Genomic DNA, 22,114 nt, shown 5'->3' on the forward strand with positions numbered 1-22,114 from the left:
TTTCTGTAATGGTCTTTTCATGTTCTCTCATGCACCCCAGTTTAGCTTATTTAGCTCTGTTTGTCCAGTAATATTTGTGGGACATGCTAAGCTCAAGAGGGGAGTATAAAAGCCCCCTCTCAAGAGAGTATTGCGGACATGATCATGGAGCGGCTTAAGGCATTTGACGCCGCCATCGATGCCAGCGAAGTCCTGGAAATCGATGGCCTGTCCATTGACGGCCAACCGTGCAACGAGATCACGCAGGAAAGCCGGGTGAAGGTGATCAACCACCGGAGCGAGATGGCATACGAGGTGGAGATCGACACGATCATCAGCACGCCTTTGGACGACCTCGTAAATGCCCTGGAGACGGGGGAGTTTGTGAAGCTGTACGGGGTGACCAGGATTGTCGGGTATTACAGCAGAATATCTAACTGGAATTCCAGCAAAACCGCCGAACTAGCGGATCGCAGGCAGGGAAACTACTGGGAAAGCAAACGGGTCAACACGGAGAAGATTGGTTTATTACACGAATAATGTTTTTTGGGGTGGCATGGACAAACTTTGTTTGTCCATGTTACCCTGAATGAGGACAAAATGACAGACAACGTAAATCATCCGCAACACTACAAAGGTAACGGCCTGGAGGCAATTGACGTGATAGAAGCCTTCGGCCTGGGATTCTATCTGGCCAATGCAACAAAATACATACTCCGGGCGGGCAAGAAGACAGAAGACCCGTCAACGGACATTAAAAAGGCCATCTGGTATCTCAATCGGTTTTTGGAGGGCAGGAAAGATGGAAAACCTGCGGAATGAAAGCAGCGGAATCATAAACGCACTGGAAGAAGATCTGGAACGGCTGAATTTTATCGCGTGGTATTCAGCAGCCACGCCGGAAGACCTGGAATTGGCCAGGCAGAACAACGCGGAAAAGCTGGATGAATTGATCGTAAAGTATAAACACAACCTTGAATTGAATTGCCTGGTATATGGCCGCTAAAAATACAAAACACCTGGTATTAAAGGCATTATTCGCCGAGGCAGCAAAATATGGTATTAGCCAGGAGACACTCCGGGAAGATATAGCGCCATGCGTCATCGGCAAGCGGCTGAGTGATGCAAAGGTGCAGGAAGTGGCCAGGGTGCTGGACCATATTAAGGCATTGCATGGCGTGCCTTACACCCCCAAACCCACCGCCGGCGGGGGGCAATGGAACCGGTATGAATCCAGCAAAGCAGGGCTGCTGGAAGAGGTGAAGGATCTGGCCGTTGCCAGGTTCGGACAGGATTTTGTCGTCCCGCTCAATAACCTCTGCGCCCGGTTTGGCGAGAGTGATGGTTACCGCAAGATGCGTGTTTCGGCGTTAAAGGAAATCAAACGGCGTTTGAAAGAATTGCAAAGGGATGATCCACGGGGACAACAATTTCCTAAAGGTGAATGATGACGAACTGGCTGAATGACATAAAAATCGAGCAACTGCCCGCACAGTACCAGGACATCGTGCGCCATATCGGGCTGGAAAACACCGTAAAACTCGCAGGATACTACAGCAAGCTGGGATTCTATTTTTCCGAGATAAAGCCGGGCGAGCCTTTCTGCAAAGAATACCAGGAAATGGCCGGACAGATCGGCACTGAGAACACCTTAAAGCTGGCCAGATATTTTAAAGGCGAGCTTATCTATTTTGCCGGGCTGGAAGAGGTCATACGGCAAAAGAAGTACGAATATATCGTGCAGCATTTCAAAGGCGATAATCATAAGGAACTCGCACGCGCCACACACTATAGCGAACAATGGGTCTACGAGATCCTCTGGCGGGAGCAGCAGAAGAAACGCATGGCGGCAAAGCAGTTGAAATTGTTTTAATTGGCGGGGGATAAAGGAGGAAAAATATGGCACTACGGGGATTCATCATAGCGTTGTCTTTTTGTGCGGCATTCTGGTTTCTGGTGTACTGGATATTCTTTGCGTGAGCCACAATCGCGGATTGTGGACGCTGTTTTGTAAAAACCTTTATGGGAGGAATGACAATGTTGGAAAAAGCAGGAGAAAAACGGTTGGAAGACCGTGTAATTGAGCTGCAGGGGAAACCACCCTGCATGCTGGACAAAGACCTGGCAAGGATTTATGGGGTAGAGACAAGGCGACTCAACGAGGCACGGGAAAGGAATCCCAGGAAGTTTGTTGAGGATGTGGATTATTTCCAGCTTACACAGGACGAGGTCAAAGCTGTCGACCTCGACTGGAAAGGTGGCCATCTGCCTTATATCTACACCAAGCGGGGCGCCTATATGTTTGCCACGATCCTGAGTACGGATGAGGCAATACAGCAGGCATTGGCAGAGTTTGAAACCCTCTCAGAGTTCCCGCGTCCGGGACGCAATCGCGGATTGCATGGACGCCATTTCACAAAAACCATTAGTACAGGAGGAATGACAATGTTGGAAAAAGCAGGAGAAAAACGGTTGGAAGACCGTGTAATTGAGCTGCAGGGGAAACCACCCTGCATGCTGGACAAAGACCTGGCAAGGGCTTATGGGGTCGAGACAAGAGCACTAAATCAGGCACGGGAGAGAAATCCAAAGAAGTTTACGGAAGGGGTAAACTTCTATCAACTCACAAAGGAGGAGGTCACCGTTTGTGATCACCTTGGAGAAGCCGATAAATACAGGTCGTCGCTGCCTTATGTTTATACCGAAGAGGGCGCCTATATGTTTGCCACGATCCTGAATACCGATGAGGCTATAAGGCATGCAATGGCTATTGTAAAAGGCTTTTGCACCTATTCGCTGCTTATGGAAGAGGTTAAGTCGGGCAGGATTACCCTAAAGCCGAATCCGCAGCCGGAGAGAAACGAAGTCGTCTTTGAAAACATGAGGAGGGAGTTGCTGGAGCGGTCGCCACTCTGGAGGAAGATCCTTCGGTATAAAGGGCTTGGCCTGAACCATCATGAGATTGCACTGCTAACCCATAAACAGATAGCCACCGTCCGGAGAAACGTCCGCCGGATGGAGGCTTGCGGTCTCCTTGTGCCTCCGCAAAATCTGCCGAAACTCCAGAAGTGCGTGGAGTATTTCAAAAACCGGTTGAATTAGGTCTTTGGCAACTTTTTATTATAAGGTTAAACCCACCCCTGACCCCTCCCAGGAGGGGACTTCCTTTGAATCCTCTCCCAAGAGGGGAATAAGAAAATTCTAAACCGGCTTAAAAGACATCTCCCCCAAAATCGTAGTACAATTCCCTCGTCATTCATCTCCTGTTCCGTGTTGGGCTTCGCCCAACACGGAACTTTTTTAAAAAAAATTTTTTGGGAGGAAAAAAGCCGTGCACGCCAAAACCCGTTTCCCGTTGTTCGTATTTCTTAGCATCCTGTGCATCTGCGCCATAAGCCTTTCCGGCTGCAAGGAGAGGCGCAAGGCGCTGGTCACGGCGCATACCGCGGTGGGGCAATTGCTCGCGTCCACCAAAGATCAGGCTAAATCACTCTATGCACAAAAGGTGATTAATCAGCAGACCTATAATTCCATCCGCATCAACTGGCTCCGGGCTCAGTCGGGCTACATAAAAGCGTCAGATGTCCTGGAGAAGATTATCGATACGGATTCGGCGGATATAACGTCCTACACGGAGCTGATCACGCAGGTCAGCACGATTCTTTCCGATATAGGGCTATGGCTGGATGAACCGCCAGCGCAAAACCCACAACAAACAGAAGGAGGCAGCACGAATGAACCCGGCGTCGATCGTACAGTTAATTACCCAGCTCCTGCCACTCATCACGAACCTGGTAGCGGAGATTCAGAAGTCGCAGGCGCTGAACGAGCAGGACAAGGAAGCGTTGAAAAAGTCGGTCAGGGATATGAAGGAAAAAGTGGCGTCAGCGACCTGGGAAAGCTGAAGGTCGTGTCTGTCAGCGAAGCCACGTACGGCGCCAGCGATTCAATCCGGATCTATGGCATCACGGAAATGGTCAAAGAGGTGCTCGTATGGGTGTCCGTTGGCAGTATTGTGTATACCCTGGACGGCAGCGAGCCGGTTTTGACCGATGGGGTGTCGTCTCTGGCAATATCCCAATGCCTTACTCTTGATGCGGCACAGGCGACCCGGTTCCGGGCAAAGGCGTCGATGTCCGGCACGCGGTTGCATGTGATGATATTGGTGTCGTTATAACTAACCTGGGGGCATAATAATGGGCGATGATTGTAGTGTGTCGAAATACTGCGACGTGGCGTTAAAGCTGGAAGAGATACACGGCGAGATCAAGAGCCAGCTCAGCTCCGGGAATGAGATCATGAAGGCAATGAGGGCGTCTCAGGAAGCCTTTGCGGATCGGGTGGAAAAGATTGTTGAGAAACAGGACCAGCGCATCGTTTCCATGGAAAAAAAAGTATGGTACGCGTCGGGTGGCATGTCCGCTGGGGTTGCGGCAATTACCGCGGCCATCGCAAAGTTCTTTGGAGGAGGAAACGGGTGAATAGGGACCGGATTTTCAAACAGGGGTTGATTGCGCACAAGAAAGACCGGCTTGCCGAACTGGAGATCAAGGCAGACCGGTGTCGTAAGGATATTAATATTTACCTCTTTTCCTATGAAGGGATTAAGGGTATGGAGTTCGATAAGGCACGTCAGGCGTTTGAAGACCTGAGCTGTGCTGTGGATGAATACAAGGTGCTCAGGGAAGAGATGCGGCGTATTGAAAATGAATTATGATTACCCGCTGCTGGACACGCTGGAAAATTGCGGGATTGATCTGGTGGCATATGTTGTCGACCGGGATTTTAAAAACGCCATGCAGTATATAGAAAAAGACGATCTGGTGGGCTATGGGGTTCTGGGGCTGCTTAAGGCAGCCAGGAAGTATGATCCGGCAAGAGGCGTCAGCTTTGTGACATTTGCATGCAAAAAGGCGCGGCAAGCCATCATGAGTTTTGTGCGGCAAAAATGCCAGAAGGCAAACATATCCTTAAACGCCTTAAACCTGAACCCGTATGACAATACGGATTTGTTCGCGGAATACGATGCGGAAGATGAAATGGCCTATGTCCGGTGTGTGGTTAACGGGCTGCCCGAACCACACAAAGGGTTTGTCGGGATGTATTATCTCGATGAAATATCGGTAAAAGAGACGATGCAGGCGACAGGATTGAAAAGAAATGCGCTATTCCGGCTACGGACACAATCCCTGGCTCTGTTGAAACTAAGGATAGGGAATAATCCAAGATAAAGAGTGGCGAGTGGACAGTGGACAGTGGACAGTGGAGAGCCACTAACCACTAACCACTAACCTAACCCCTCCCGGGAGGGGATTATAGAATATGAGCAAATTCCAGGACTATTACAAAGATGCAGAGCGCCTGTCGGTAAAGGAAGGCAAGACACAGCGTGAGATATCCGAGCTGCTCGGCATCTCGGAAAAGACGATCTCCCGATGGTCGTCCGATGGCGAATGGATGCGGCAGCGCAAGGAATATCTGGTATCCACCCGCACCGGCCCTGCGGACAAGCTGAAGAAGACGCTTATAGAAATGCTGGAGCAGATTAATCCGCGGGACATCCTGGAAAGCACGAGGATAACGGACCAGATCACAAAGATCATTGCCGCAATCGAGAAGATTGAAGGCGGCAGGGACGTGCTGGGCGCTACGATCGAGACAATGGACAGGTTCACCAGATACCTCATGCGCGCTGAAGAAGACAAACAACTGATCGGAAAGATATCGGAGCGTATCCACGGATTTTTCGAAGAAACGAGAAGAATGTAGGTCAATACGGTCTATAGGGCATATAAGGCCAATAGCTCAAACGGAGCACGAAAAGGCCTGTTCAGGGAGGAGCCGATCGATTACTGCGTCCGCTCCTCCCCCTTAATCCCGTGGGAAATACTATGATAATCAAAAAATTCTCCCGTCGCGAATACGAACTCAGGGCAAAAGAGATCATCGCCCGCATGAAACAGGAGACTACGCCCTTTAAAGACAACTCCGAAAAGGCGAAAAAGGAGCGTATTGAACGGGCAAAGAAAGACCGTCTCTGGTTCTTTGTGACCTATTTCCCCCATTATTTCTCCAAACCCTTTGGCGATTTCCACAGGGAGTGGAACACCCTGGCCGACGTGGCTGACGAACCGGTCTTTATCGCTGCGCCCCGTGAGCATACCAAATCGACATTCTTCACCCTGGGCGTGCCGGTGCATGATATCTGTGCGGGAAAGAGGCATTTTATCCTGATCATCTCCGATACGGAAGACCTGGCTGCCGACTTCTCCCAGTTCATACAGCTTGAACTGGAGGAAAACGAGCGGATTAAGCAGGACTTCGGCGATCTGACTAACCAGGGCAACTGGGAATCGAAGGATTTTATTACGAAAAACGGCATCCGGGTAAAGGCGCGTGGACGTGGACAAAGGGTCAGGGGTCTCAGAAACCGGCAATACCGCGTGGATCGCATTGTGATTGACGACCTGGAAAACGATAAAAACGTTAAAAACCCGCGGCTGATTAAAGAAGGGATTGACTGGCTGCTGGAAGCGGTGATCAACACCCTGGCAGAAGGTGGATCCATGACCATGATCGGGACGTTACTCTCAAAAAAGAGCGTCCTGGCGCAGATGATTGCGATGAAGGAAGAGGTTCCGGTTACAAACCTGAACCCGCATAAGGATAAAGGGGTGGGTGAAAACCCCCGTTTTATTTCGCGTCTCTACAAGGCCCTGGGCGATGACGGCAAACCCCTCTGGCCTGGCGGATGGACAAAGGAGCGCCTTACGCAGAAGAGGAAGCTGATTGGCTCCATACGGTTCAACAAGGAATACCAGAACGATCCGAAAGACGACGAAGGGTTATTCCGTGAAGAATGGATACGGTACTACCATCCCGAAGAGGTAATCGGCAAAACCCTGCGAAAATACGCAGCCATTGACCCGTCTATGGAATCAGGGGCATCCAGCGACTACAAGGCCATCATCACCATCGGCATCGATCTGGAAGGCATTATCTACGTCCTGGACGCATTCATCCGCAGGTGTTCGGTGGATACCATGGCGCGGGTGGGCTATAGCCGGTATGAGGAGTATAACCCGCTTGTTATGAGCATGGAAGAAAACGCCCTGGGCGAGTTTGCCAATAGCCCGTTTCTGCTTGTCTCGCGGGACAAGAAATATCAGTTGCCCTTAAAAGGGATAAAACAGACGATTTCAAAGGAGGCCAGGATCGGCAGGATATCGCCCCACGTGGAGCGCGGGCTGGTCAGATTCAGAAAAGGGCAGGGCGATCAGGACTTGCTGATCGAGCAGTTAATCTATTTCCCCTCGTCTGCGGTCAATGACGACGGCCCCGATGCCCTTGAGGGCGCCATTGACCTGGCTGAAAAAGGATCCGGCGTGATTGAATATCAGTCCACCGGCAAAAGGCGGCCATCGATGGGCAGGGAAATGGCGAGATTTACAGCATAGGTCTTATAAGACTTATAGGACATATTTTATGAAAAAACCAATAACCGACGAAATAACAACCATCAGAAACGATATAGTCATGGACTATATCGGCAGAACGGCGCTGAATCCCGACTCGCTGCTGAGGCTTGAAGGCAGCGGAAAAGGAATTGAGGTATATGAAGACCTCCTGCGCGATTCAGAAGTCAGCTCCGCGCTGCAAACAAGGAAACTGGCTGTGGTGGGTAAGGAATGGGAGATCATCCCGGCGTCCGATGACCCCGAAGACGTGAAGATAGCGGACTTCGTAAAGGATGTATTCCTGGGCTTTGGCTATGACGATACGCGCAGGTCGCTCTTATCCGGGATTGTGCTGGGGTATAAGCCCGCTGAAATCCTGTGGGAATATTCTGAGGGCGACGTCTGGATTAAGGACGTTGTCGGGAAGGCATCCCGGCGCTTTGTCTTTGGCCTGGACGGTAATCTGCGATTGCTCACCCTGCAGAACATGATCGAAGGCGAGGAGCTGCCCGAACGGAAATTTATCGTGTACCGGAACGTCTCTGATAACGGCAGCTATTATGGAGACGGGCTTGGCAGGAATCTGTACTGGCCGGTATGGTTCCGTAAGAACGGCATTAAATTCTGGGCAATCTTCTGCGATAAATTCGGCTCGCCAACGGCGATCGGTAAATATCCACCCGGCACCCCAAAGGAGCAACAGGACAAACTCCTGGACGCCGTTGAGGCGATACAACAGGAATCCGGCATTAAGATACCCGATACCATGACCATAGAACTTCTGGAAGCGGCACGGACGGGCTCTATAAACACCTATGAAACGTTTTGCGCCTACATGGATAAAACGATCAGTAAGGTATTGCTGGGCCATAGCGCGGCGACAGAATCCACACCAGGCAGGCTGGGGAACGAGCAGCAATCGGTGGATATACGGAAGGATTACATCAAGGCCGATGCCGATTCATTGTGTGAGTGCCAGAACAAGACGCTTATCCCCTGGCTGGTGGACTATAACTTCCCGAACGTGAAGGCGTATCCAAAGGTATGGATCCGCACGGAAGAGGAAAAGGATTTAAAGCCGCTTGCCGACCGAGATTTGATATTAGTCAGGGATTTGCGCCTGCCGGTGACGAAGCGGTATTTTTACGAAACCTACGGCATTCCGCAACCGGAGGACGGGGATGAATTGGTTGAGATGCCACAAACACAACCTCCTTTGTTCCCCTTTGTTAATGGGGAGAGACAACCCCCTTTGTCCCCCTTTATTAAGGGGGATTTGCAGAATCAGCAATTTGGTGAATCCAGGTGTCCGCACTGCTTTGCCGGTAATAATTCCTCCTACCAGAGGGATAGGGGGTTGTTTCCTGATCAACAGACAATTGACGATACCATAGAGTCCCTGAAACCCGCAGACCTGCAGAAACAGATGGAAGGGGTATTAAAACCCATCATCGACATGATCCGGAGCGGATTAGACTATAACAAGATTCTGGAGAATCTTGCGGAGGCATATCCTGATATGGAGGACAAAGGTCTGGACGATATGCTTACGAGGGCCATCTTCGTAAGTGAACTCTGGGGGAAACTCAATGCCGGACGCTGATCTCATGTACGCCATAGGATTGCCGCCGGAAAAGGCGATTGAATATTTTAAGGCAAAGGGGTACCAGATCACCTGGAACTGGTATGAAATGCTTAACGAGGCGCACGCAAAGGCATTCACGGTGGCAAAGGCTATGAATCTCGATATCTTGCAGGATATAAGGGGTATGGTGCAGAAGGCTCTGGATGAAGGCATTACTTCTGATACGTTTGTAAAGGAACTGGAACCCACCCTGAAGGCAAAGGGATGGTGGGGGAAAGTCATGGGTGAGGACGGGAAAGAGGTTCAATTGGGATCGCCCCGCCGTCTGAAGAATATCTACCGGAACAATCTCCAGTCTGCTTACATGGCTGGCAGATACCAGGCGTTTATGGAAAATGTGGATGACCGGCCCTACTGGCAATACGTGGCGGTGCTGGATGGCAGGACGCGTCCTGCCCATGCACAGCTTCACGGAAAGGTCTTCCGGTATGACGACCCGTTTTGGAACGACTTTTACCCGCCTATTGACTGGGGATGCAGGTGTCGCGTGAGGGCGCTGGACCATGAGAATGTACAAGAGCGTAATTTGCGGGTTGAAAAGACGTCTCCGGAGAATCTGACAACGGAAGACCGGATTATGCCTATGGGTATACAGACCTCCGTGGGACTGTATAAAGACCCGGTAACCGGAGAAAAGACCGTGACCGGCAAGGGCTGGAGCAATAATCCCGGCGCCGCGTGGCAAATGGACGTGATGGCTTATGAGAAATCGCTGGAATTGCCCCCGAATATCCGGCAAAAGTTTATCGGCGAGATGGCCAGGGCGAAGATACACCAGGAGATGTTCCCTTCGTGGGTGGATGGGATACTCGCGAAGCAAAAGGCGAAGGGTTTTGCAATAACTGTTGGGTGGATGGATGACGTTTTATTGAATAAGCTTAGAGAAAAGGGAGCAGAGCCGAAGACGCCCGTGATCGTTACGAATGACAAAAACATCATGCATGCCATAAGAGATGCAAAAATTCTGAAAGAGGCCGCCCTGAGCGTTGATGAGATTAAGCGAATCCCGGAAGTTATAAGAAATCCTGAGGCCATTCTCTTTGATGCAGAAAAACAAAACATTCTCTATGTGTTTAGCTCAGGCACGGACGACAGGAAAAACAAGATCGTTGTGGAAATAAACTGGGATTTGAAAAAGAAGGGAGTCGTTAATTTTGTGAACACTGCTGGCAAGGTGTCTTTGTATAACCTGAGGGAGAAAAAATACACGGTGATAAAAGGAGTATTGGAATAATGCAGAATGGATGGCCGGCTTCTTCCCATCATATCGCTGCCGGTTGATACCCGGAAACGCCGTAGGCAACGCCGAAAATTTCCTACTGTCATCCTGCACTATTCCTAAAAGAATTATATCACACCTATGATTGAAATCAAGGTAGAAGACGGAGAGGTAAGAGGGTTATTAAACCGGCTGTCGGGACGCATGCAGAATCTGAGCCCGGTCATGCGGGCCATATCCGGAATTATGCACGACGCCGTTGAAGAGAACTTTGAGCGGGAAGGGCGTCCGAAATGGAAAAAACTGGCCAAATCCACAGAGGAGCAGAGGGCGAAAAAGGGAAAATGGCCCGGAAAGATACTCCAGCTAAGCCAGGGTGGACTGGCTGCCGCCAATACGCAGGGATACAACAATCATTCGGCCTGGGTAAGCAACAACAAAGAGTATGCCGCCGCTCAGCAGTTCGGAACGCGCCCGTTTATTATCCGTCCCAAAAACAAACCATACTTGCGGTTTCAGATCGGGGACAAATGGGTAACGAAGAAAGAGATACATCATCCGGGCATACCAGCCAGGCCATTTATGAAACTGACGCCAGGCGATCTGGAAAAGATAAAACAAAAGATTGGAAGTTACCTTGTGGATGGCAATGTATGATTTGGGATGCAGGGATGGCACATTTAAATGCCCCAACGGCTTCCCTTGACATGTTCAAAAACTGTCAAGAAAATGCCCTGCGTGTCTAGATCGATCAAAACGCTCCGGAGGGCTTATAAGGGCTTTAAATGCGTTTTTGCGGTTTTTGGATTTCGGATTTTAAATTCAGGAGGAATGAATGATGATTACAAGTCCATCAAAGGCGATTAAACAGGAATGCTATTGATGTCTTGGTGAGGTAAGAGGCAGGACGTGTCAAAGCAAGATTTGTAAGTTAAACGACAAATCCCTATCGAAATTGAAACGGATAAAGGCGCATTGTATGGATTGCGTGGAAACCAAACAAGAAGTGAAAGATTGCACGGGAAGGCTTTTGCACGAGACACGACTTTACTATCTGCATCCGTATCGTTTTGGGACAAATCCTAAGCGAAAAGGTATTGGAAACAAAAACCCATGCCTGGACGGGCTAAGGGCTTTCCAAAAACATGAACTCACGAAGACTTGACAGGGTGTCAAGATTGTCAAGAAAACGGTGTGGCTGGTATCGGGCGCTTGGGGTATTCCGAAGTGTTTTGGTGGCGTTTAAATGCGTTTTAGTTCGAGCGGTATAAAACAGGGGTTCAAATTGTAAAGGAACCCGCATGAAATAGAATAGAATGAAATCGTTAGTGCAGAGACGCACGGCCGTGCGTCTGTACTATTTGAGGAGTAATTGATGCAAAACACAGAACAGTGGATACCGGTTTTTAAGACCGGCACGCATACGGATTCAGCAGGCAATGAAAAGACCTGGACGGATGCAGACCTGGATAAGATCGCTGCAAGTTATCATCCGGCAGGGCACGAAGCTCCGGTCGTTATCGGGCATCCGAAAGACAACAGCCCGGCTTTTGGCTGGGTGGAAGGGTTAAAACGGGAAGGAGATATCCTCTACGCTAAATTTAAAGACCTTGTGCCCGAATTTGTGGATATGGTGCGCAAGGGGTTATTCAAAAAGCGATCCATCTCACTGTATCCGGATTTGGGATTAAGACACGTGGGGTTTTTAGGCGCCGTGCCACCGGCAGTGAAAGGACTTCCGGACGTGGCGTTTAACGATAAAGACGGGATTATTATTGAATTTGGCGATTGCAAGACATGTAAGGGCTGTGAACAATTAAACAATTTTTGCGCAACCGTAGAGGCGCACAGCCGTGCGTCTGTACAAAATGCGGGAAAGGAAGTGAAGATGAAGTGGTTTGAGTGGATGAAGAAAAAGGCCGCTGACGAAGGGGTGACGATTGATGATGCCCAATCGTTCAGCGACGTAGAGACGCACGTTCGTGCGTCTGTACCGGCAGCGGTGGATATTGAGGCCGAGGTGGCAAAGAGGGTGAAGGCGATGGAGCGGGAATTTGCCGAAAAATTAGCCGCAGAGACGCAAGGTCTTGCGTCTCAAAAGGCAGCGCTGGAGACGGAAAAGGCAAAGCTGGCGGCTGCGAAGGCTGAAAAGGTAAAGGCGGATATCAAAGATTTCTGCGAGGGGCTTTGTAAAGAAGGGAAACTCACCCCGGCCATGACGAAGCACGGCATGGGGATGCAGACCTTTCTTGAGCGGATTGCGGAGATCGAGGCACCGGTTGAGTTTTCTGATGGCGATACGAAGAAAACTCAAACGCCGTTCGACTTTATGACGTCTTTCCTCTCGTCTTTTAAGAAGCAGATCGAGTTTGGCGAGGTTGCCGGTGCGGATAAGGATATCGGCAGAAAAGGCAACGCAGGTGAAAAGATCGCCGTGCTCATAAAGGACAAGATGGAGAAGAATAAGGACATGTCTTACAAACTGGCATTTACTGAGGTGCAGAAAGAGCACCCGCAATTGGTGCACGAATACAAGGAGGATTTATGGCAATAGAGAACCGGTGTATAGACGTGACGTTTGAGGCCGGAGAAGACCTCTCAAACGATCAGTTTCGTATTGTAGTCCTGGCAAGCGGTAAGGTGCGCAGGCCGGACTCCTCATCTGAAATCCCGCTGGGAGTGCTGCAAAATGCCCCGGCATCCGGCGAAGCTGCCGTTGTAAGGCTTATAGGGATAAGCAAGGTGCAGCTGGGAGAGACGGTGGCGGAGAACGAGTGGGTAAAGCTCGAGTACTCAAGCGCATCGGACGCTGGCAAGGGTCTGGATGCAGATGGAGCTCTTGACCTTGCCGTAGGAAGGTGTCTTGCCGGTGGGGATGAGGATGAACTTGGCGAGGTATTACTTTCCGGTGCGGTTCATCAGGTAAACGCAGTATCGTAACTTAAGGAGGACTTATGGCAACAGAAAATGGAGTACTGGATTTGTCGTTCGAGGCCGCAGAGAGCCTTACGAATGACCAGTACCGGTTTGTGGTGTTGACAACCGATAGTCCGGCAAAGGTACGCAGGCCGGACGCACAGAATGAAATCCCTTTTGGCGTTCTGCAAAACGCCCCTGCCTCCGGCGGAGCCGCTGTGGTGCGCAGGCTTGGAGTGACAAAATTGCAGGCAGGTGCCGCGTTAACGAACAACACCTTTGTGCGCATTGAGTACAATGACGCAGCAGACGCAGGCAAGGCTGTGCCCCTTGTGGCGAATGAAGGTTATGCGGTGGGCCTGGTGGTTGGCAGTGCATCGGCTGAGGATGATTTGGCGACCGTGGATCTGATACCGGCAACGCCGGGAATCTAACAGCATAAGTCATATAGGACTTATAGGACTTATTTTTTGGGAGGAAGAACATGAAGAAGATTGGATATTTAGCAGGTATCCTGGCCATCCTGCTCATACCTGCAGGGGGTGCCCATGCCCAGAGCTATAAATTGATGACGACGGATGCCGGACAGAAGTTGTTTTTCGGATCAACAACGCTTGGCGTCGGATCAAAAACCGTAAATGTGTTGCCCACGGGGACGGTGACGTCGGCAGTTGCAGCAGTGTCGCAGGGTTTGCAATCAGGCACGGACACGGTACGGCTGGTCGTTACGAAATCTAAAGGCAATATCACGATACAAGCGTATTCAGCAGTGGGAACGAATACGTCGTCTACGGCAATTGTGGATTATATGGGCGTCGGAACGCCTTAATTCAGTTATTATTTTCAGGAGGGTAACACAATGACACAACCAAACACGCGGTCGCAGCTTGTTGCCGGGCCGCTGCAAAACGTAAGCATTGCATACCGCAACAAAAGCTACATAGCTGACAGGGTTTTTCCTATTATTGACAACGTGCCGCCGGATGCGAAGATTGCCCGATATCTCAAAGGCGCATGGTTCAGGGATGAGGCCGGGATTCGTGGCCCGGGTGCACGGGCAAACCGCGGGGGATATCCAGTGGATTACCTGGATATTTCAACCGTAGAATACGCTTTTGCAAAGGAAGTGACGGACGAAGACAGGGAAATTGCGAGGCTGGGCAATGCTCCACCGCTGAACCCTGATCAGGACGCTATAGAGTTTGCAACGGACAAGATAGATTTAAAAAAGGAGCGCAGGACGGCCGCCATTGTGCTTGGTTCTACCTGGTCTGGTGCTGCCGGTGAAGATGCGGATGGGAAATGGGCTGCCGGTACCGGAAACACATTCCTGGAGGACGTGAGGCTGAGGGTGGGAACGATACGCGCAAATACCGGGATGAAACCCAATGTCCTGGTTGTGGATTTTGGCACCTACAACAGCCTTAAAGAAGAGTCCACGGTCCTGAGCAAGATTCAATATACTGAACGTGCTGTATTAACAAAGGAGCTCCTTGCAGCCATCCTTGAGCTTGATGAAGTGCTTATCGGTGAAGCAATATACTCCACAGCGAAGGAAAAGAAGGACGGTACGGACTTTACGGCAAGCAACATTTGGGAAAAGAATGCCGGTAAAGGCTCCGCATTTCTCTTCTACCGTCCGCCAGTTGCAGGACTCAAGACCCTGAGTGCGGGTTATCAGGCCCGGAAGTCATATCTCCAGGGCGGAGGAAGGCGAATAACCACCTGGAGAGAACCGGCAGAACACCAGGATGTTTATGAGGTGGCCGAAGAGACGCACATCCTTCAGGTCGGAGCCGATCTGGGATTTCTCTGGTACGACACGCTTTCAACATAGGTCTTATAGGTTATATATGTCCTATTCCAATTTAACAGACATTGAAAAGCTGCTTCCGGAAACGGCAATCATTCAATTGACGGATGATGAAAATATCGGTACAGCAAATGAAACACGGGTAAATGAATCTATCGCACAGGCCGATGCGGAGATTGACAGCTATTGCGGGGGACGGTACACCGTCCCCTTTGCTGCCGTGCCAGATATTGTGAAGAAGATATCCGTGGACATCGCCATTTACAACCTCTATTCGAGAAGAGTTGAGGAGATACCGGAAACCAGGGCAGAGAGGTATAAGAATGCGATACGGCAATTGGGCGACATTGCATCGGGCAGGATATCCATCGGAGAACCCGGTAGTATTGTAACCGAGGCTGGCGGGGTGCAGACAAACACAACGATGGACGACAGGGTCTTTACGAAAGGCACGATGGTGAGTTTCTGATATGACATACTCTATAGCGCAAATCGAAGATTCGATTGTTGTATATTTGCAATCGTTCGCTCCGCTCAGCAGTGTTTGCAAGACGATCTCGTCATATCACGGAGAGATTGACGATCTCGTGTCACAGGCGTCGCAGCTCATTATTCGCTTGCCTGCCATTTACGTGCTCTATGGCGGATCCAATTTCGATGAGACGGCCAACCGCTCGTATGACGAGGAGGCGAGTTTTACGGTAATCGTTATCGCAAAGGATTTGCGGGGTAATGACAAGCTGCGGGCGGCCATATATCCGATCCTGGAAGATGTTAAAACACGCCTGACCGACAATGATCTTGGAATGGATATTGAGCCGCTTCATCCGGTGCGGATAGAGCCAACATTGATTACCAGGGCATTCAGTATTTATAGCTTCGACATACAGACGTCATTTTCATGGTGAAAGAAACCATCGTGAACGTTATAGATTCCTGGCATTATTTAGAAGCGTTTCTGTTTCTTATGGCGCTTTATATAGTGGTCCGTGCGTCTGTACGGTGTTTATTATTTTTATGGGAGGAATGAGATTATGTATCGCCTGAAACCTAATGTTCCGGATTTCGAAGTAGTTGACGGCCCATATGCCGGGCGGAAATATACGTCAGGCCAAATCTACAACGAAATACCAGCGGAAGAACGGCATAAATTTGACCCGGAATTTACTCCTTCTTTATTCCCCTCCGAAGGAGAACCATTGTCCCCCGCTGGCGGGGGTGCAGGGGGTGGAAAAAAGAAGAAAGTGGAGGTTAACCAATGACCAGGAATTATCTTGCCAATTATGACCTGCTGGCCGTCTCCGCAAATACAAAAGAAACGGCATTAAACACGGAACAAACCTTAGACACCTCGCTGCTCATAGACAAATCCAATATCCTGCAGTTAGACAAGCGCCGGGAGAGTAATTCCGATGAGCTGACCGGAAAGGAAGAGGCAGACACCGTCTACGACCTTGGCTCCCTCTCCGCGGCCACCCTCGATTTCCCGAAGGCGCAGGCTCAGCACTTTGCCTTTGGGCTTACTTACGGGCTGGGCACAAGAAGCACTGCGGGATGGGGCGGAGGCTATAAACACACCATAACGCCAACAAGCGATATCACAAACCCGACATTTACGGCAGCCATGCGCCTCGGCTCTACGATCCTTAAGCGCCGGTTTGCATCCAACATAATCGACACCCTGACGGCCACCTTTGAAAAAGACGCCTGGGCAAAGCTGTCTCTGGGCATCAAAGGCACGGGGAAGTATACCGATAACGTAACAACGGAAAAAGTAACGGCGGATTATAACGCCACCACCTTCACCCTTGCAGCCAATGGCGTGCAGGGAAGCACGGCAGCGCTGCGCCTGGACAACGTCCATAGGATAAGGGTGCAGGTGCCGGCGACAAACGAGTGGAAAGAGGTCGTGTATACTGTGGTATCCGATGCAACGCCTGCCGTGATAACCTTCACGGCGCCCGGAGGCGCAGCGACGCCCACTACGTATGAAATTATGTATGTGCCCACGGAAGCGGCATGGTGCACGTTCCCGGCCAGAGTGGTTGAACCACCGCTCAGGACGGCCGGACTTGTGTTTAAAATCGGCGGAAAGTGGGACGGTTCTGCATTTAATGGCGGGCGCACGTTAAGCGCCGAGGTTTCTTCCGTGGAATATAACCTGAATAATCAAATGCTGGTTGAGTTTCGCATCGGGGGAAACGATACTTATGCGAACTATATCCTGAGGCAGGGCAGGTTGCAGACATTGAAGCTGAACCGTGAGGCGAGGGATTTCATCCTGCAGCAGCACATGATCGATAATGAATATTTCGGCGTGCAGATCAACGCCGTGGGGGCTGAGTTTGAATCCGGCAAGAACTATTATGCCAATCTCGTGTTCCCGCGCTGCAACGTGCTCAAGGCCCCTCTGAGCGTCAACGGCAAGGTGCTGGCTGAGGCGGGGGATATTGCCGTGCTGGAAGATGACACGTATGGTTCCGTCTGGGCACAGGTGGCCAATAAAGTGGCCACGTATGGGGCGTAATGAAATGGGAAAAAAATACACAATCGGCAATAAAACCTATATCCAGAAACCGCTCGTCTGGGGGCAGATAAAGCAGATCATACCCCTGTTTCAGTCATTCACGGTACTGGAGCAGATTAATTATGCTTCCATTGCAGGCATTCTTGGCGACAATCTGTCAAAATTCCTTGCCATTGTGCTTACGGAAGAGGGGCAGGAGATCCGGAAAAAGAACCTTGACGAAGTGATTTCGGCAATTGAATATGAGATCACGGCCGAACAGGTCGTGCAAGTGGTGGAAGATTTTTTCGTCTGCAACCCGGCAGCGTCACTCTTGGAAAGGCTGACGGGGATCATGGCGGGGATGAAGATGCCGACTGGATCGAACCGGCAATCATCGCCCTTGCAGGCGGAGACATTATAAAAAGGGACGATATCCTTTGGCATTATACGCCTGAGGAATGCAAGCCCTGGCTTGAGTACCGGAGCCGTGAAATATTGTTCCGCGAGTCTGTGCTGGCGTTTATGGGAGCAGGAAATGACGGGAAGGCAAAGAAAAAGGGAAAGGGATGCGATGCCAGGCAAAAGGCTGTGTGTAAATATGAGTATGGCGAGTTCTTTGAATGGGCGTGCGGGAATTGCACTACCCGAAAATGAGAACGAATATTACAACAATAATCAGCGCAATTACGGGTGGTTCCTTGTACAGGTGGCGAAATGAAAGGGAACTGGCGTTGGCAGGTTGTTGCGGTTGCCTTTCTGCAGATATCCGGCGGCAATTGCTGAATGTCTGTTTGCAATGCAGCCAGGAGCGTAAGGCGCACAAAAAAGCGATAAAAAATATTGCTGGTCCCATAAGAAAAAGTATAACAGGAAAACAGATATGAGTCAACGAGTAGATTTAATCATCAGTTGTGTCAATAATACCAATAAAGCGCTCCAGGAAATTACCTCATCATTTCAGGGTCTGGCCGCAAAAGTTGCCGTGTGGAACTATTCATTTCAATCCGTTGCCGGCAATATCGGCAAGGCTTATGACCTGCTCCTGGCAAAGACCGTTGCCACGGGAGACGCCCTCTATAAAATGAGCCAGCGCACCGGCATGAGCGTGGAGGCGTTGTACGAGCTGAAATCCGTTGCTGAGTCCTCGGATATCGGCTTTGATGAGATGGGCATGGCAATTGGCGCACTATCCAGAAACCTGCTGGAGGCCAAGACCAAGGCTGGCGACGCTCGGGCAATATTTCAGACGCTCGGAATTGATACGGCAAAACCACTTGGGGACGTTATAAAAGACCTGGCGGTGCGATTCTCCCAAATGCGGGACGGCGAGGATAAAATGGCGCTGTCGATGCAGCTGTTTGGGCGGAGCGGATCGCAGATCATACCCGTGCTTAACGATATAGCGCAGGGAGGCCAGAACATTGCAAAGGCATTCTCCGAAGAATCCGCTTTGGCGGCCAATAAATTCAGCAGTAATATCGGCGCTTTAAAACGCAATATGAGCGAGCTGACATACGCCATTGGCAATGAGCTTATGCCGACACTCAATAAGATGTTTGACGTCCTGAACTCATCTGCGGTAAAAAGCCTTGCCCCGATATTCAATGCATTTGCCGCGATTGGCCTGGTAAACAAGGGCATCAATAAGGCGCTTGATTACACGATGGGCAGGGAGATCCCGGAAGTCAATGCCGCTATTGCGCCAGGGGAGCGGAAGTCGGTTGCGCCGAAAATAACCACGGAGAGTGAGCAGAAACAAATAAGCGATGACCGCCGCAAGTGGATGGAATGGGAATGGCAGTATGCCGATACCGTGGATAAGGCAGGGCAGGAAATCCTGGACAACTTAGACAAACGGGACAAGGCCGAGAAAGAGCACGCAAGGACACTCCAGGCAGCCCGTGAGGCTGAAATCCAATTGCAAATCAAAGAGATAGACCTTTCACAGCAAAACCTTGCTATAAACAAGCCCGAAGCCACGCGGCAGCGGGTGCAGCTATATAAGGAGCTCCAGAAAATACAAGAAGAGTATCTTGCCGGGCTGGACAAGGAGAAAGACCCTGCATCCTGGTACGCACAACAGAATGCTATTAACGAGACAAGGCAGGCACTTGTTGAGCTTAATCTGGCCATGAAGGAGCAGTTCGGCACGCTTTCGGAAGGCATGGTTTATGGTTTTGGAAAGTATATGCAGGACGCTAATACAGCCTTTCAATCGGGCGCTCAGTTTGCAAAAGACGCAGCCCAGGCAATGCATGATTCATTTCAGCAGGTTTTCTTTGACGGCCTGCAGCTTAAGTTTAAATCGCTGGGAGACTATTTTAAAGGCTTCCTGAAAACGATACAGCAGGCATGGGCAAAGGCCATGGCCGATATGATGAGCAAGGCAATGGGTGCTGGCTTTGATTGGCTTGGGGGCTTGCTGGGCATTGCAGGGGCCGGATTAGGCGGCGGGTTTGGTGGTGGAGAAAGCGGAGGACTTGCAATTTTTGGGCATTCCGGAGGAAGAGTTTCAGCAAATGGAATCATTCCCAGGTTTCACGCTGGCGGACTGTCCGGGGACGAAGTGCCTGCGATCCTGCAAAGAGGTGAATACGTAGTGAGCAGGCGTGGAGTCGATATGCTCGACAAGATTAATAATGGGCAATTCGGCGGGGGAAAAGACCCCGCCATGATTGTTCAACAAACAGTAAATTTTAATGTCTCGTCGCTGGACGGACAGGATTCAGCGCGAGTATTGAAGAATCAGGCTGGGACTATCCGGCAAATAGTCAGCGAGGGTATTCAGCAATCAAGGACATACGCCAGCCAGATAAGAGGAGGGTAGCGTGGCCGATTTCAATCGCATATTCAATCCAACAGAACATACCTACCCTGAATTTCCGACCGGCTTTGAGTCGTGGTCTATAAGCGGCAAGGCGCAATTTGACACGGCCTTGCAGGTGGGCAGGCAATGGACGGAGAAATACGGCATCATCCCGGCAAAAGACGCAAACGCAAGGTCTTTTTTTTCCTATATCAACGAACTGTATCACGCCAGGACGATATTTGACATAGTACACCTGGACATGCAGACTCCGGCAAATGCGCCAATTACCGGCGCTATTAGCGTAAATGGCGCTAATCAAACCGGCACAATGATCAACGTAACCAGTACGCTCAATAAGATCTTAAAAGCCGGAGACATTATAAAATTTGCCGGATTAAATCTTGTTTACAACATCAAGACCGACATGACATCGCCAACAGCCGGATCAATCAGCATATATCCGCCAATCTTTGCCGGTGGAAGCCCATCTAATGGTGCAACAATCACGATTACGGGGGTAAAATTCAGAGCTGCTTTAACCGGATCTCTTAAGATGCCTGCTCGCTCTGGCGGAACTACTTACTACGCCGGCCTGACTTTAACCTTTAGGGAATGCCCATGAACATTGTGTATCTGTTTGAATTTGATTTTTCAATCATCAAAGATATTACGGGCTTTGCTGACGCTGGCGGCGGGAATACGACTGTTACTTGTGTAGCGCACGGGCTTTCAAACGGAAACTCCTGCTCTATTCTCGGCACGGATGCCTTTGATGGAACATTTACCATTTCAAATGTAGCTGCGGATAGTTTCCGCATTGCCCGTGCGTATGTAGCTGGCGACACAAAGGGTTATCTGGATATTCCTCAGCCTGTTTATATTTGTACGGCGGCGCAAAATATTGTGTATGATAGTAAGACCTGGAGCGGTGTCGGCGGCAATATGGCATTCGACAAGGTATCGTCAACGAGCGATTTAAGCAGCTATGGGGTAAATATTACGTTGTCGGGCGTTGACAGGAGCATTATTGCTTTGGTGCTGCAAAAAAAATACGTGGGAAGGGTTTGTAAAATGTATCTGATGCAATATAAAGATGACGGAACGATAGACGGCACACCATTGCTATTGTTCTGGGGACTCATAAACGGAGGTTTCCGGATATCAGAAGACCTTACGAACGACGTCCCGACGTGCACGGTAGTCGCCAGGATGACCGACAGACTTGGCGAGATCGAGGTGATAACCGGAGTGCAGACAAATATTGCATCGCACCAGAGGATCAGTCCTGGGGACATGTTCTTCCGAAATGTACCTGGTTTGCGAACAAAAGAGATACAACTAAAACAGAAAATGAAAAAATGATAATCGATAAACATTACGAGCTTGTTAAATGGATTGACGGGTTGCTTGGCTGCAAATATCAATGGGGCAAGATTGATTGTGTTAGCCTTGCAATCGGCGGCATCCGAACAATATTCCCGGAGTCATTTGACGACCTGAATACGTGGGACACAAAGGAAGGCGCATTGCGTGAGTACACAAGGCACGGATCGCTTGTTGAGTATTTACAGAAACATGGCTGGCAGAAGATACCCAAAAATTATGTACAAAGCGGAGACGTTATTATATTGGACACAAAACCAATGCAAACGGCATCCGTAGCAATTGATGGTAAATGCCCTCTGATTGATCCCGACAAAGGTGTATATATGAAGTCTCTGTTTGAGTTGGATAACTGGCAGGCTTTCCGGTTTGTTGGAGGATAAA

31 protein-coding genes are annotated in these 22,114 nt (G+C 50.1%); all 31 read left to right on the forward strand.

Annotated features, from left to right (window positions below; genetic code table 11):
- Positions 1 to 138 precede the first annotated feature (138 nt).
- The 31 genes from BIY37_RS04610 (at position 139) to BIY37_RS04770 (ending at position 22,113) form a co-directional block, all read left to right on the forward strand.
- Positions 139 to 519: a hypothetical protein gene (locus BIY37_RS04610; RefSeq protein WP_070066661.1), complete on the forward strand. Its 381-nt coding sequence runs from the start codon at positions 139 to 141 to the stop codon at positions 517 to 519.
- A gap of 60 nt (positions 520 to 579) precedes the next feature.
- Positions 580 to 801 carry a DUF3310 domain-containing protein gene (locus BIY37_RS04615; RefSeq protein WP_070066709.1) on the forward strand — a complete coding sequence of 74 codons (222 nt, stop codon included), beginning with the start codon at positions 580 to 582 and terminating at the stop codon, positions 799 to 801.
- Positions 782 to 985 (forward strand): hypothetical protein, encoded by a 204-nt coding sequence (locus BIY37_RS04620; protein WP_070066662.1) that lies wholly within the window; start codon positions 782 to 784, stop codon positions 983 to 985. The genes BIY37_RS04615 and BIY37_RS04620 overlap by 20 nt, the downstream gene beginning before the upstream one ends.
- Positions 975 to 1,427 (forward strand): hypothetical protein, encoded by a 453-nt coding sequence (locus tag BIY37_RS04625; RefSeq protein WP_070066663.1) that lies wholly within the window; start codon positions 975 to 977, stop codon positions 1,425 to 1,427. The genes BIY37_RS04620 and BIY37_RS04625 overlap by 11 nt, the downstream gene beginning before the upstream one ends.
- Positions 1,424 to 1,852, forward strand: coding sequence for a Mor transcription activator family protein (locus tag BIY37_RS04630; RefSeq protein ID WP_070066664.1), 429 nt, complete (start codon positions 1,424 to 1,426; stop codon positions 1,850 to 1,852). The genes BIY37_RS04625 and BIY37_RS04630 overlap by 4 nt, the downstream gene beginning before the upstream one ends.
- Positions 1,853 to 2,016: 164 nt before the next feature.
- Positions 2,017 to 3,081, forward strand: coding sequence for an ORF6N domain-containing protein (locus tag BIY37_RS04635; RefSeq protein ID WP_070066665.1), 1,065 nt, complete (start codon positions 2,017 to 2,019; stop codon positions 3,079 to 3,081).
- Between the two features lie 346 nt (positions 3,082 to 3,427).
- Positions 3,428 to 4,156, forward strand: coding sequence for a hypothetical protein (locus BIY37_RS04645; protein WP_070066667.1), 729 nt, complete (start codon positions 3,428 to 3,430; stop codon positions 4,154 to 4,156).
- Positions 4,157 to 4,175: 19 nt separating this feature from the next.
- Positions 4,176 to 4,460 carry a hypothetical protein gene (locus BIY37_RS04650; protein ID WP_070066668.1) on the forward strand — a complete coding sequence of 95 codons (285 nt, stop codon included), beginning with the start codon at positions 4,176 to 4,178 and terminating at the stop codon, positions 4,458 to 4,460.
- The gene (locus BIY37_RS04655; RefSeq protein ID WP_070066669.1) at positions 4,457 to 4,696 is read left to right on the forward strand and encodes a hypothetical protein; all 240 of its coding nucleotides are present in this window, start codon (positions 4,457 to 4,459) and stop codon (positions 4,694 to 4,696) included. The genes BIY37_RS04650 and BIY37_RS04655 overlap by 4 nt, the downstream gene beginning before the upstream one ends.
- Complete coding sequence (locus tag BIY37_RS04660; protein ID WP_070066670.1) at positions 4,686 to 5,210, forward strand: sigma-70 family RNA polymerase sigma factor; 525 nt, start codon at positions 4,686 to 4,688, stop codon at positions 5,208 to 5,210. The genes BIY37_RS04655 and BIY37_RS04660 overlap by 11 nt, the downstream gene beginning before the upstream one ends.
- A gap of 91 nt (positions 5,211 to 5,301) precedes the next feature.
- Complete coding sequence (locus BIY37_RS04665; RefSeq protein WP_070066671.1) at positions 5,302 to 5,748, forward strand: helix-turn-helix domain-containing protein; 447 nt, start codon at positions 5,302 to 5,304, stop codon at positions 5,746 to 5,748.
- A gap of 122 nt (positions 5,749 to 5,870) precedes the next feature.
- Positions 5,871 to 7,436, forward strand: coding sequence for a phage terminase large subunit (gene terL, locus BIY37_RS04670; protein WP_070066672.1), 1,566 nt, complete (start codon positions 5,871 to 5,873; stop codon positions 7,434 to 7,436).
- Positions 7,437 to 7,464: 28 nt separating this feature from the next.
- Positions 7,465 to 9,039 carry a DUF935 domain-containing protein gene (locus tag BIY37_RS04675; protein ID WP_070066673.1) on the forward strand — a complete coding sequence of 525 codons (1,575 nt, stop codon included), beginning with the start codon at positions 7,465 to 7,467 and terminating at the stop codon, positions 9,037 to 9,039.
- Entirely contained in the window at positions 9,026 to 10,315 is a 1,290-nt protein-coding gene (locus BIY37_RS04680) for a phage minor head protein (protein WP_070066674.1), read from the forward strand. The genes BIY37_RS04675 and BIY37_RS04680 overlap by 14 nt, the downstream gene beginning before the upstream one ends.
- A gap of 126 nt (positions 10,316 to 10,441) precedes the next feature.
- On the forward strand, positions 10,442 to 10,957 hold the full coding sequence (locus BIY37_RS04685; RefSeq protein WP_070066675.1) for a phage virion morphogenesis protein: 516 nt from the start codon (positions 10,442 to 10,444) through the stop codon (positions 10,955 to 10,957).
- 718 nt (positions 10,958 to 11,675) lie between these two features.
- Positions 11,676 to 12,854 (forward strand): hypothetical protein, encoded by a 1,179-nt coding sequence (locus BIY37_RS04700; protein WP_070066678.1) that lies wholly within the window; start codon positions 11,676 to 11,678, stop codon positions 12,852 to 12,854.
- A complete protein-coding gene (locus BIY37_RS04705) occupies positions 12,845 to 13,240 on the forward strand; it encodes a hypothetical protein (RefSeq protein ID WP_070066679.1) in 396 nt (131 codons plus the stop codon). Before BIY37_RS04700 ends, BIY37_RS04705 begins: the two co-directional genes overlap by 10 nt.
- A 14-nt stretch (positions 13,241 to 13,254) precedes the next feature.
- Positions 13,255 to 13,650 carry a hypothetical protein gene (locus BIY37_RS04710; protein ID WP_070066680.1) on the forward strand — a complete coding sequence of 132 codons (396 nt, stop codon included), beginning with the start codon at positions 13,255 to 13,257 and terminating at the stop codon, positions 13,648 to 13,650.
- A gap of 50 nt (positions 13,651 to 13,700) precedes the next feature.
- Entirely contained in the window at positions 13,701 to 14,045 is a 345-nt protein-coding gene (locus BIY37_RS04715; RefSeq protein WP_070066681.1) for a hypothetical protein, read from the forward strand.
- A gap of 30 nt (positions 14,046 to 14,075) precedes the next feature.
- A complete protein-coding gene (locus BIY37_RS04720; RefSeq protein ID WP_070066682.1) occupies positions 14,076 to 15,053 on the forward strand; it encodes a hypothetical protein in 978 nt (325 codons plus the stop codon).
- 16 nt (positions 15,054 to 15,069) lie between these two features.
- A complete protein-coding gene (locus BIY37_RS04725; RefSeq protein WP_070066683.1) occupies positions 15,070 to 15,498 on the forward strand; it encodes a gp436 family protein in 429 nt (142 codons plus the stop codon).
- A 1-nt stretch (position 15,499) separates the two neighbouring features.
- A complete protein-coding gene (locus BIY37_RS04730; RefSeq protein ID WP_070066684.1) occupies positions 15,500 to 15,937 on the forward strand; it encodes a phage protein Gp37 in 438 nt (145 codons plus the stop codon).
- A 126-nt stretch (positions 15,938 to 16,063) separates the two neighbouring features.
- Positions 16,064 to 16,291 carry a hypothetical protein gene (locus BIY37_RS04735; protein WP_070066685.1) on the forward strand — a complete coding sequence of 76 codons (228 nt, stop codon included), beginning with the start codon at positions 16,064 to 16,066 and terminating at the stop codon, positions 16,289 to 16,291.
- On the forward strand, positions 16,288 to 17,556 hold the full coding sequence (locus BIY37_RS04740) for a hypothetical protein (RefSeq protein ID WP_070066686.1): 1,269 nt from the start codon (positions 16,288 to 16,290) through the stop codon (positions 17,554 to 17,556). Before BIY37_RS04735 ends, BIY37_RS04740 begins: the two co-directional genes overlap by 4 nt.
- A 4-nt stretch (positions 17,557 to 17,560) precedes the next feature.
- Complete coding sequence (locus tag BIY37_RS04745) at positions 17,561 to 17,959, forward strand: hypothetical protein (protein WP_143299172.1); 399 nt, start codon at positions 17,561 to 17,563, stop codon at positions 17,957 to 17,959.
- A 74-nt stretch (positions 17,960 to 18,033) separates the two neighbouring features.
- Positions 18,034 to 18,192, forward strand: a complete 159-nt coding sequence (locus tag BIY37_RS13415) for a hypothetical protein (RefSeq protein ID WP_230402440.1) — start codon at positions 18,034 to 18,036, stop codon at positions 18,190 to 18,192.
- Positions 18,189 to 18,422: a hypothetical protein gene (locus BIY37_RS04750; RefSeq protein ID WP_070066688.1), complete on the forward strand. Its 234-nt coding sequence runs from the start codon at positions 18,189 to 18,191 to the stop codon at positions 18,420 to 18,422. Before BIY37_RS13415 ends, BIY37_RS04750 begins: the two co-directional genes overlap by 4 nt.
- Positions 18,419 to 20,365, forward strand: a complete 1,947-nt coding sequence (locus BIY37_RS04755) for a hypothetical protein (protein ID WP_070066689.1) — start codon at positions 18,419 to 18,421, stop codon at positions 20,363 to 20,365. The genes BIY37_RS04750 and BIY37_RS04755 overlap by 4 nt, the downstream gene beginning before the upstream one ends.
- 1 nt (position 20,366) lies before the next feature.
- Complete coding sequence (locus tag BIY37_RS04760; RefSeq protein WP_070066690.1) at positions 20,367 to 20,969, forward strand: hypothetical protein; 603 nt, start codon at positions 20,367 to 20,369, stop codon at positions 20,967 to 20,969.
- The gene (locus tag BIY37_RS04765) at positions 20,966 to 21,709 is read left to right on the forward strand and encodes a hypothetical protein (RefSeq protein ID WP_070066691.1); all 744 of its coding nucleotides are present in this window, start codon (positions 20,966 to 20,968) and stop codon (positions 21,707 to 21,709) included. Before BIY37_RS04760 ends, BIY37_RS04765 begins: the two co-directional genes overlap by 4 nt.
- Positions 21,706 to 22,113 (forward strand): DUF6950 family protein, encoded by a 408-nt coding sequence (locus tag BIY37_RS04770; protein WP_070066692.1) that lies wholly within the window; start codon positions 21,706 to 21,708, stop codon positions 22,111 to 22,113. Before BIY37_RS04765 ends, BIY37_RS04770 begins: the two co-directional genes overlap by 4 nt.
- Position 22,114 lies beyond the last annotated feature (1 nt).

Origin of the sequence: Candidatus Brocadia sapporoensis (assembly GCF_001753675.2) — a bacterium.
GTDB lineage: Bacteria > Planctomycetota > Brocadiia > Brocadiales > Brocadiaceae > Brocadia > Brocadia sapporoensis.

Bases quoted from the DNA above. Each gene is read 5' to 3' on its own strand.
- BIY37_RS04725 (WP_070066683.1), top strand. From the start codon at position 15,070: ATGTCCTATTCCAATTTAACAGACATTGAAAAGCTGCTTCCGGAAACG.
- BIY37_RS04755 (WP_070066689.1), top strand. From the start codon at position 18,419: ATGAGTCAACGAGTAGATTTAATCATCAGTTGTGTCAATAATACCAAT.
- terL (WP_070066672.1), top strand. From the start codon at position 5,871: ATGATAATCAAAAAATTCTCCCGTCGCGAATACGAACTCAGGGCAAAA.
- BIY37_RS04765 (WP_070066691.1), top strand. From the start codon at position 20,966: ATGAACATTGTGTATCTGTTTGAATTTGATTTTTCAATCATCAAAGAT.
- BIY37_RS04660 (WP_070066670.1), top strand. From the start codon at position 4,686: ATGAATTATGATTACCCGCTGCTGGACACGCTGGAAAATTGCGGGATT.
- BIY37_RS04620 (WP_070066662.1), top strand. From the start codon at position 782: ATGGAAAACCTGCGGAATGAAAGCAGCGGAATCATAAACGCACTGGAA.
- BIY37_RS04615 (WP_070066709.1), top strand. From the start codon at position 580: ATGACAGACAACGTAAATCATCCGCAACACTACAAAGGTAACGGCCTG.
- BIY37_RS04745 (WP_143299172.1), top strand. From the start codon at position 17,561: ATGGGAAAAAAATACACAATCGGCAATAAAACCTATATCCAGAAACCG.
- BIY37_RS04735 (WP_070066685.1), top strand. From the start codon at position 16,064: ATGTATCGCCTGAAACCTAATGTTCCGGATTTCGAAGTAGTTGACGGC.
- BIY37_RS04685 (WP_070066675.1), top strand. From the start codon at position 10,442: ATGATTGAAATCAAGGTAGAAGACGGAGAGGTAAGAGGGTTATTAAAC.
- BIY37_RS04675 (WP_070066673.1), top strand. From the start codon at position 7,465: ATGAAAAAACCAATAACCGACGAAATAACAACCATCAGAAACGATATA.
- BIY37_RS04700 (WP_070066678.1), top strand. From the start codon at position 11,676: ATGCAAAACACAGAACAGTGGATACCGGTTTTTAAGACCGGCACGCAT.
- BIY37_RS04650 (WP_070066668.1), top strand. From the start codon at position 4,176: ATGGGCGATGATTGTAGTGTGTCGAAATACTGCGACGTGGCGTTAAAG.
- BIY37_RS04625 (WP_070066663.1), top strand. From the start codon at position 975: ATGGCCGCTAAAAATACAAAACACCTGGTATTAAAGGCATTATTCGCC.
- BIY37_RS04770 (WP_070066692.1), top strand. From the start codon at position 21,706: ATGATAATCGATAAACATTACGAGCTTGTTAAATGGATTGACGGGTTG.
- BIY37_RS04680 (WP_070066674.1), top strand. From the start codon at position 9,026: ATGCCGGACGCTGATCTCATGTACGCCATAGGATTGCCGCCGGAAAAG.
- BIY37_RS04705 (WP_070066679.1), top strand. From the start codon at position 12,845: ATGGCAATAGAGAACCGGTGTATAGACGTGACGTTTGAGGCCGGAGAA.
- BIY37_RS04610 (WP_070066661.1), top strand. From the start codon at position 139: ATGATCATGGAGCGGCTTAAGGCATTTGACGCCGCCATCGATGCCAGC.
- BIY37_RS04665 (WP_070066671.1), top strand. From the start codon at position 5,302: ATGAGCAAATTCCAGGACTATTACAAAGATGCAGAGCGCCTGTCGGTA.
- BIY37_RS04630 (WP_070066664.1), top strand. From the start codon at position 1,424: ATGATGACGAACTGGCTGAATGACATAAAAATCGAGCAACTGCCCGCA.
- BIY37_RS04720 (WP_070066682.1), top strand. From the start codon at position 14,076: ATGACACAACCAAACACGCGGTCGCAGCTTGTTGCCGGGCCGCTGCAA.
- BIY37_RS04740 (WP_070066686.1), top strand. From the start codon at position 16,288: ATGACCAGGAATTATCTTGCCAATTATGACCTGCTGGCCGTCTCCGCA.
- BIY37_RS04750 (WP_070066688.1), top strand. From the start codon at position 18,189: ATGAGAACGAATATTACAACAATAATCAGCGCAATTACGGGTGGTTCC.
- BIY37_RS04715 (WP_070066681.1), top strand. From the start codon at position 13,701: ATGAAGAAGATTGGATATTTAGCAGGTATCCTGGCCATCCTGCTCATA.
- BIY37_RS04635 (WP_070066665.1), top strand. From the start codon at position 2,017: ATGTTGGAAAAAGCAGGAGAAAAACGGTTGGAAGACCGTGTAATTGAG.
- BIY37_RS04730 (WP_070066684.1), top strand. From the start codon at position 15,500: ATGACATACTCTATAGCGCAAATCGAAGATTCGATTGTTGTATATTTG.
- BIY37_RS04710 (WP_070066680.1), top strand. From the start codon at position 13,255: ATGGCAACAGAAAATGGAGTACTGGATTTGTCGTTCGAGGCCGCAGAG.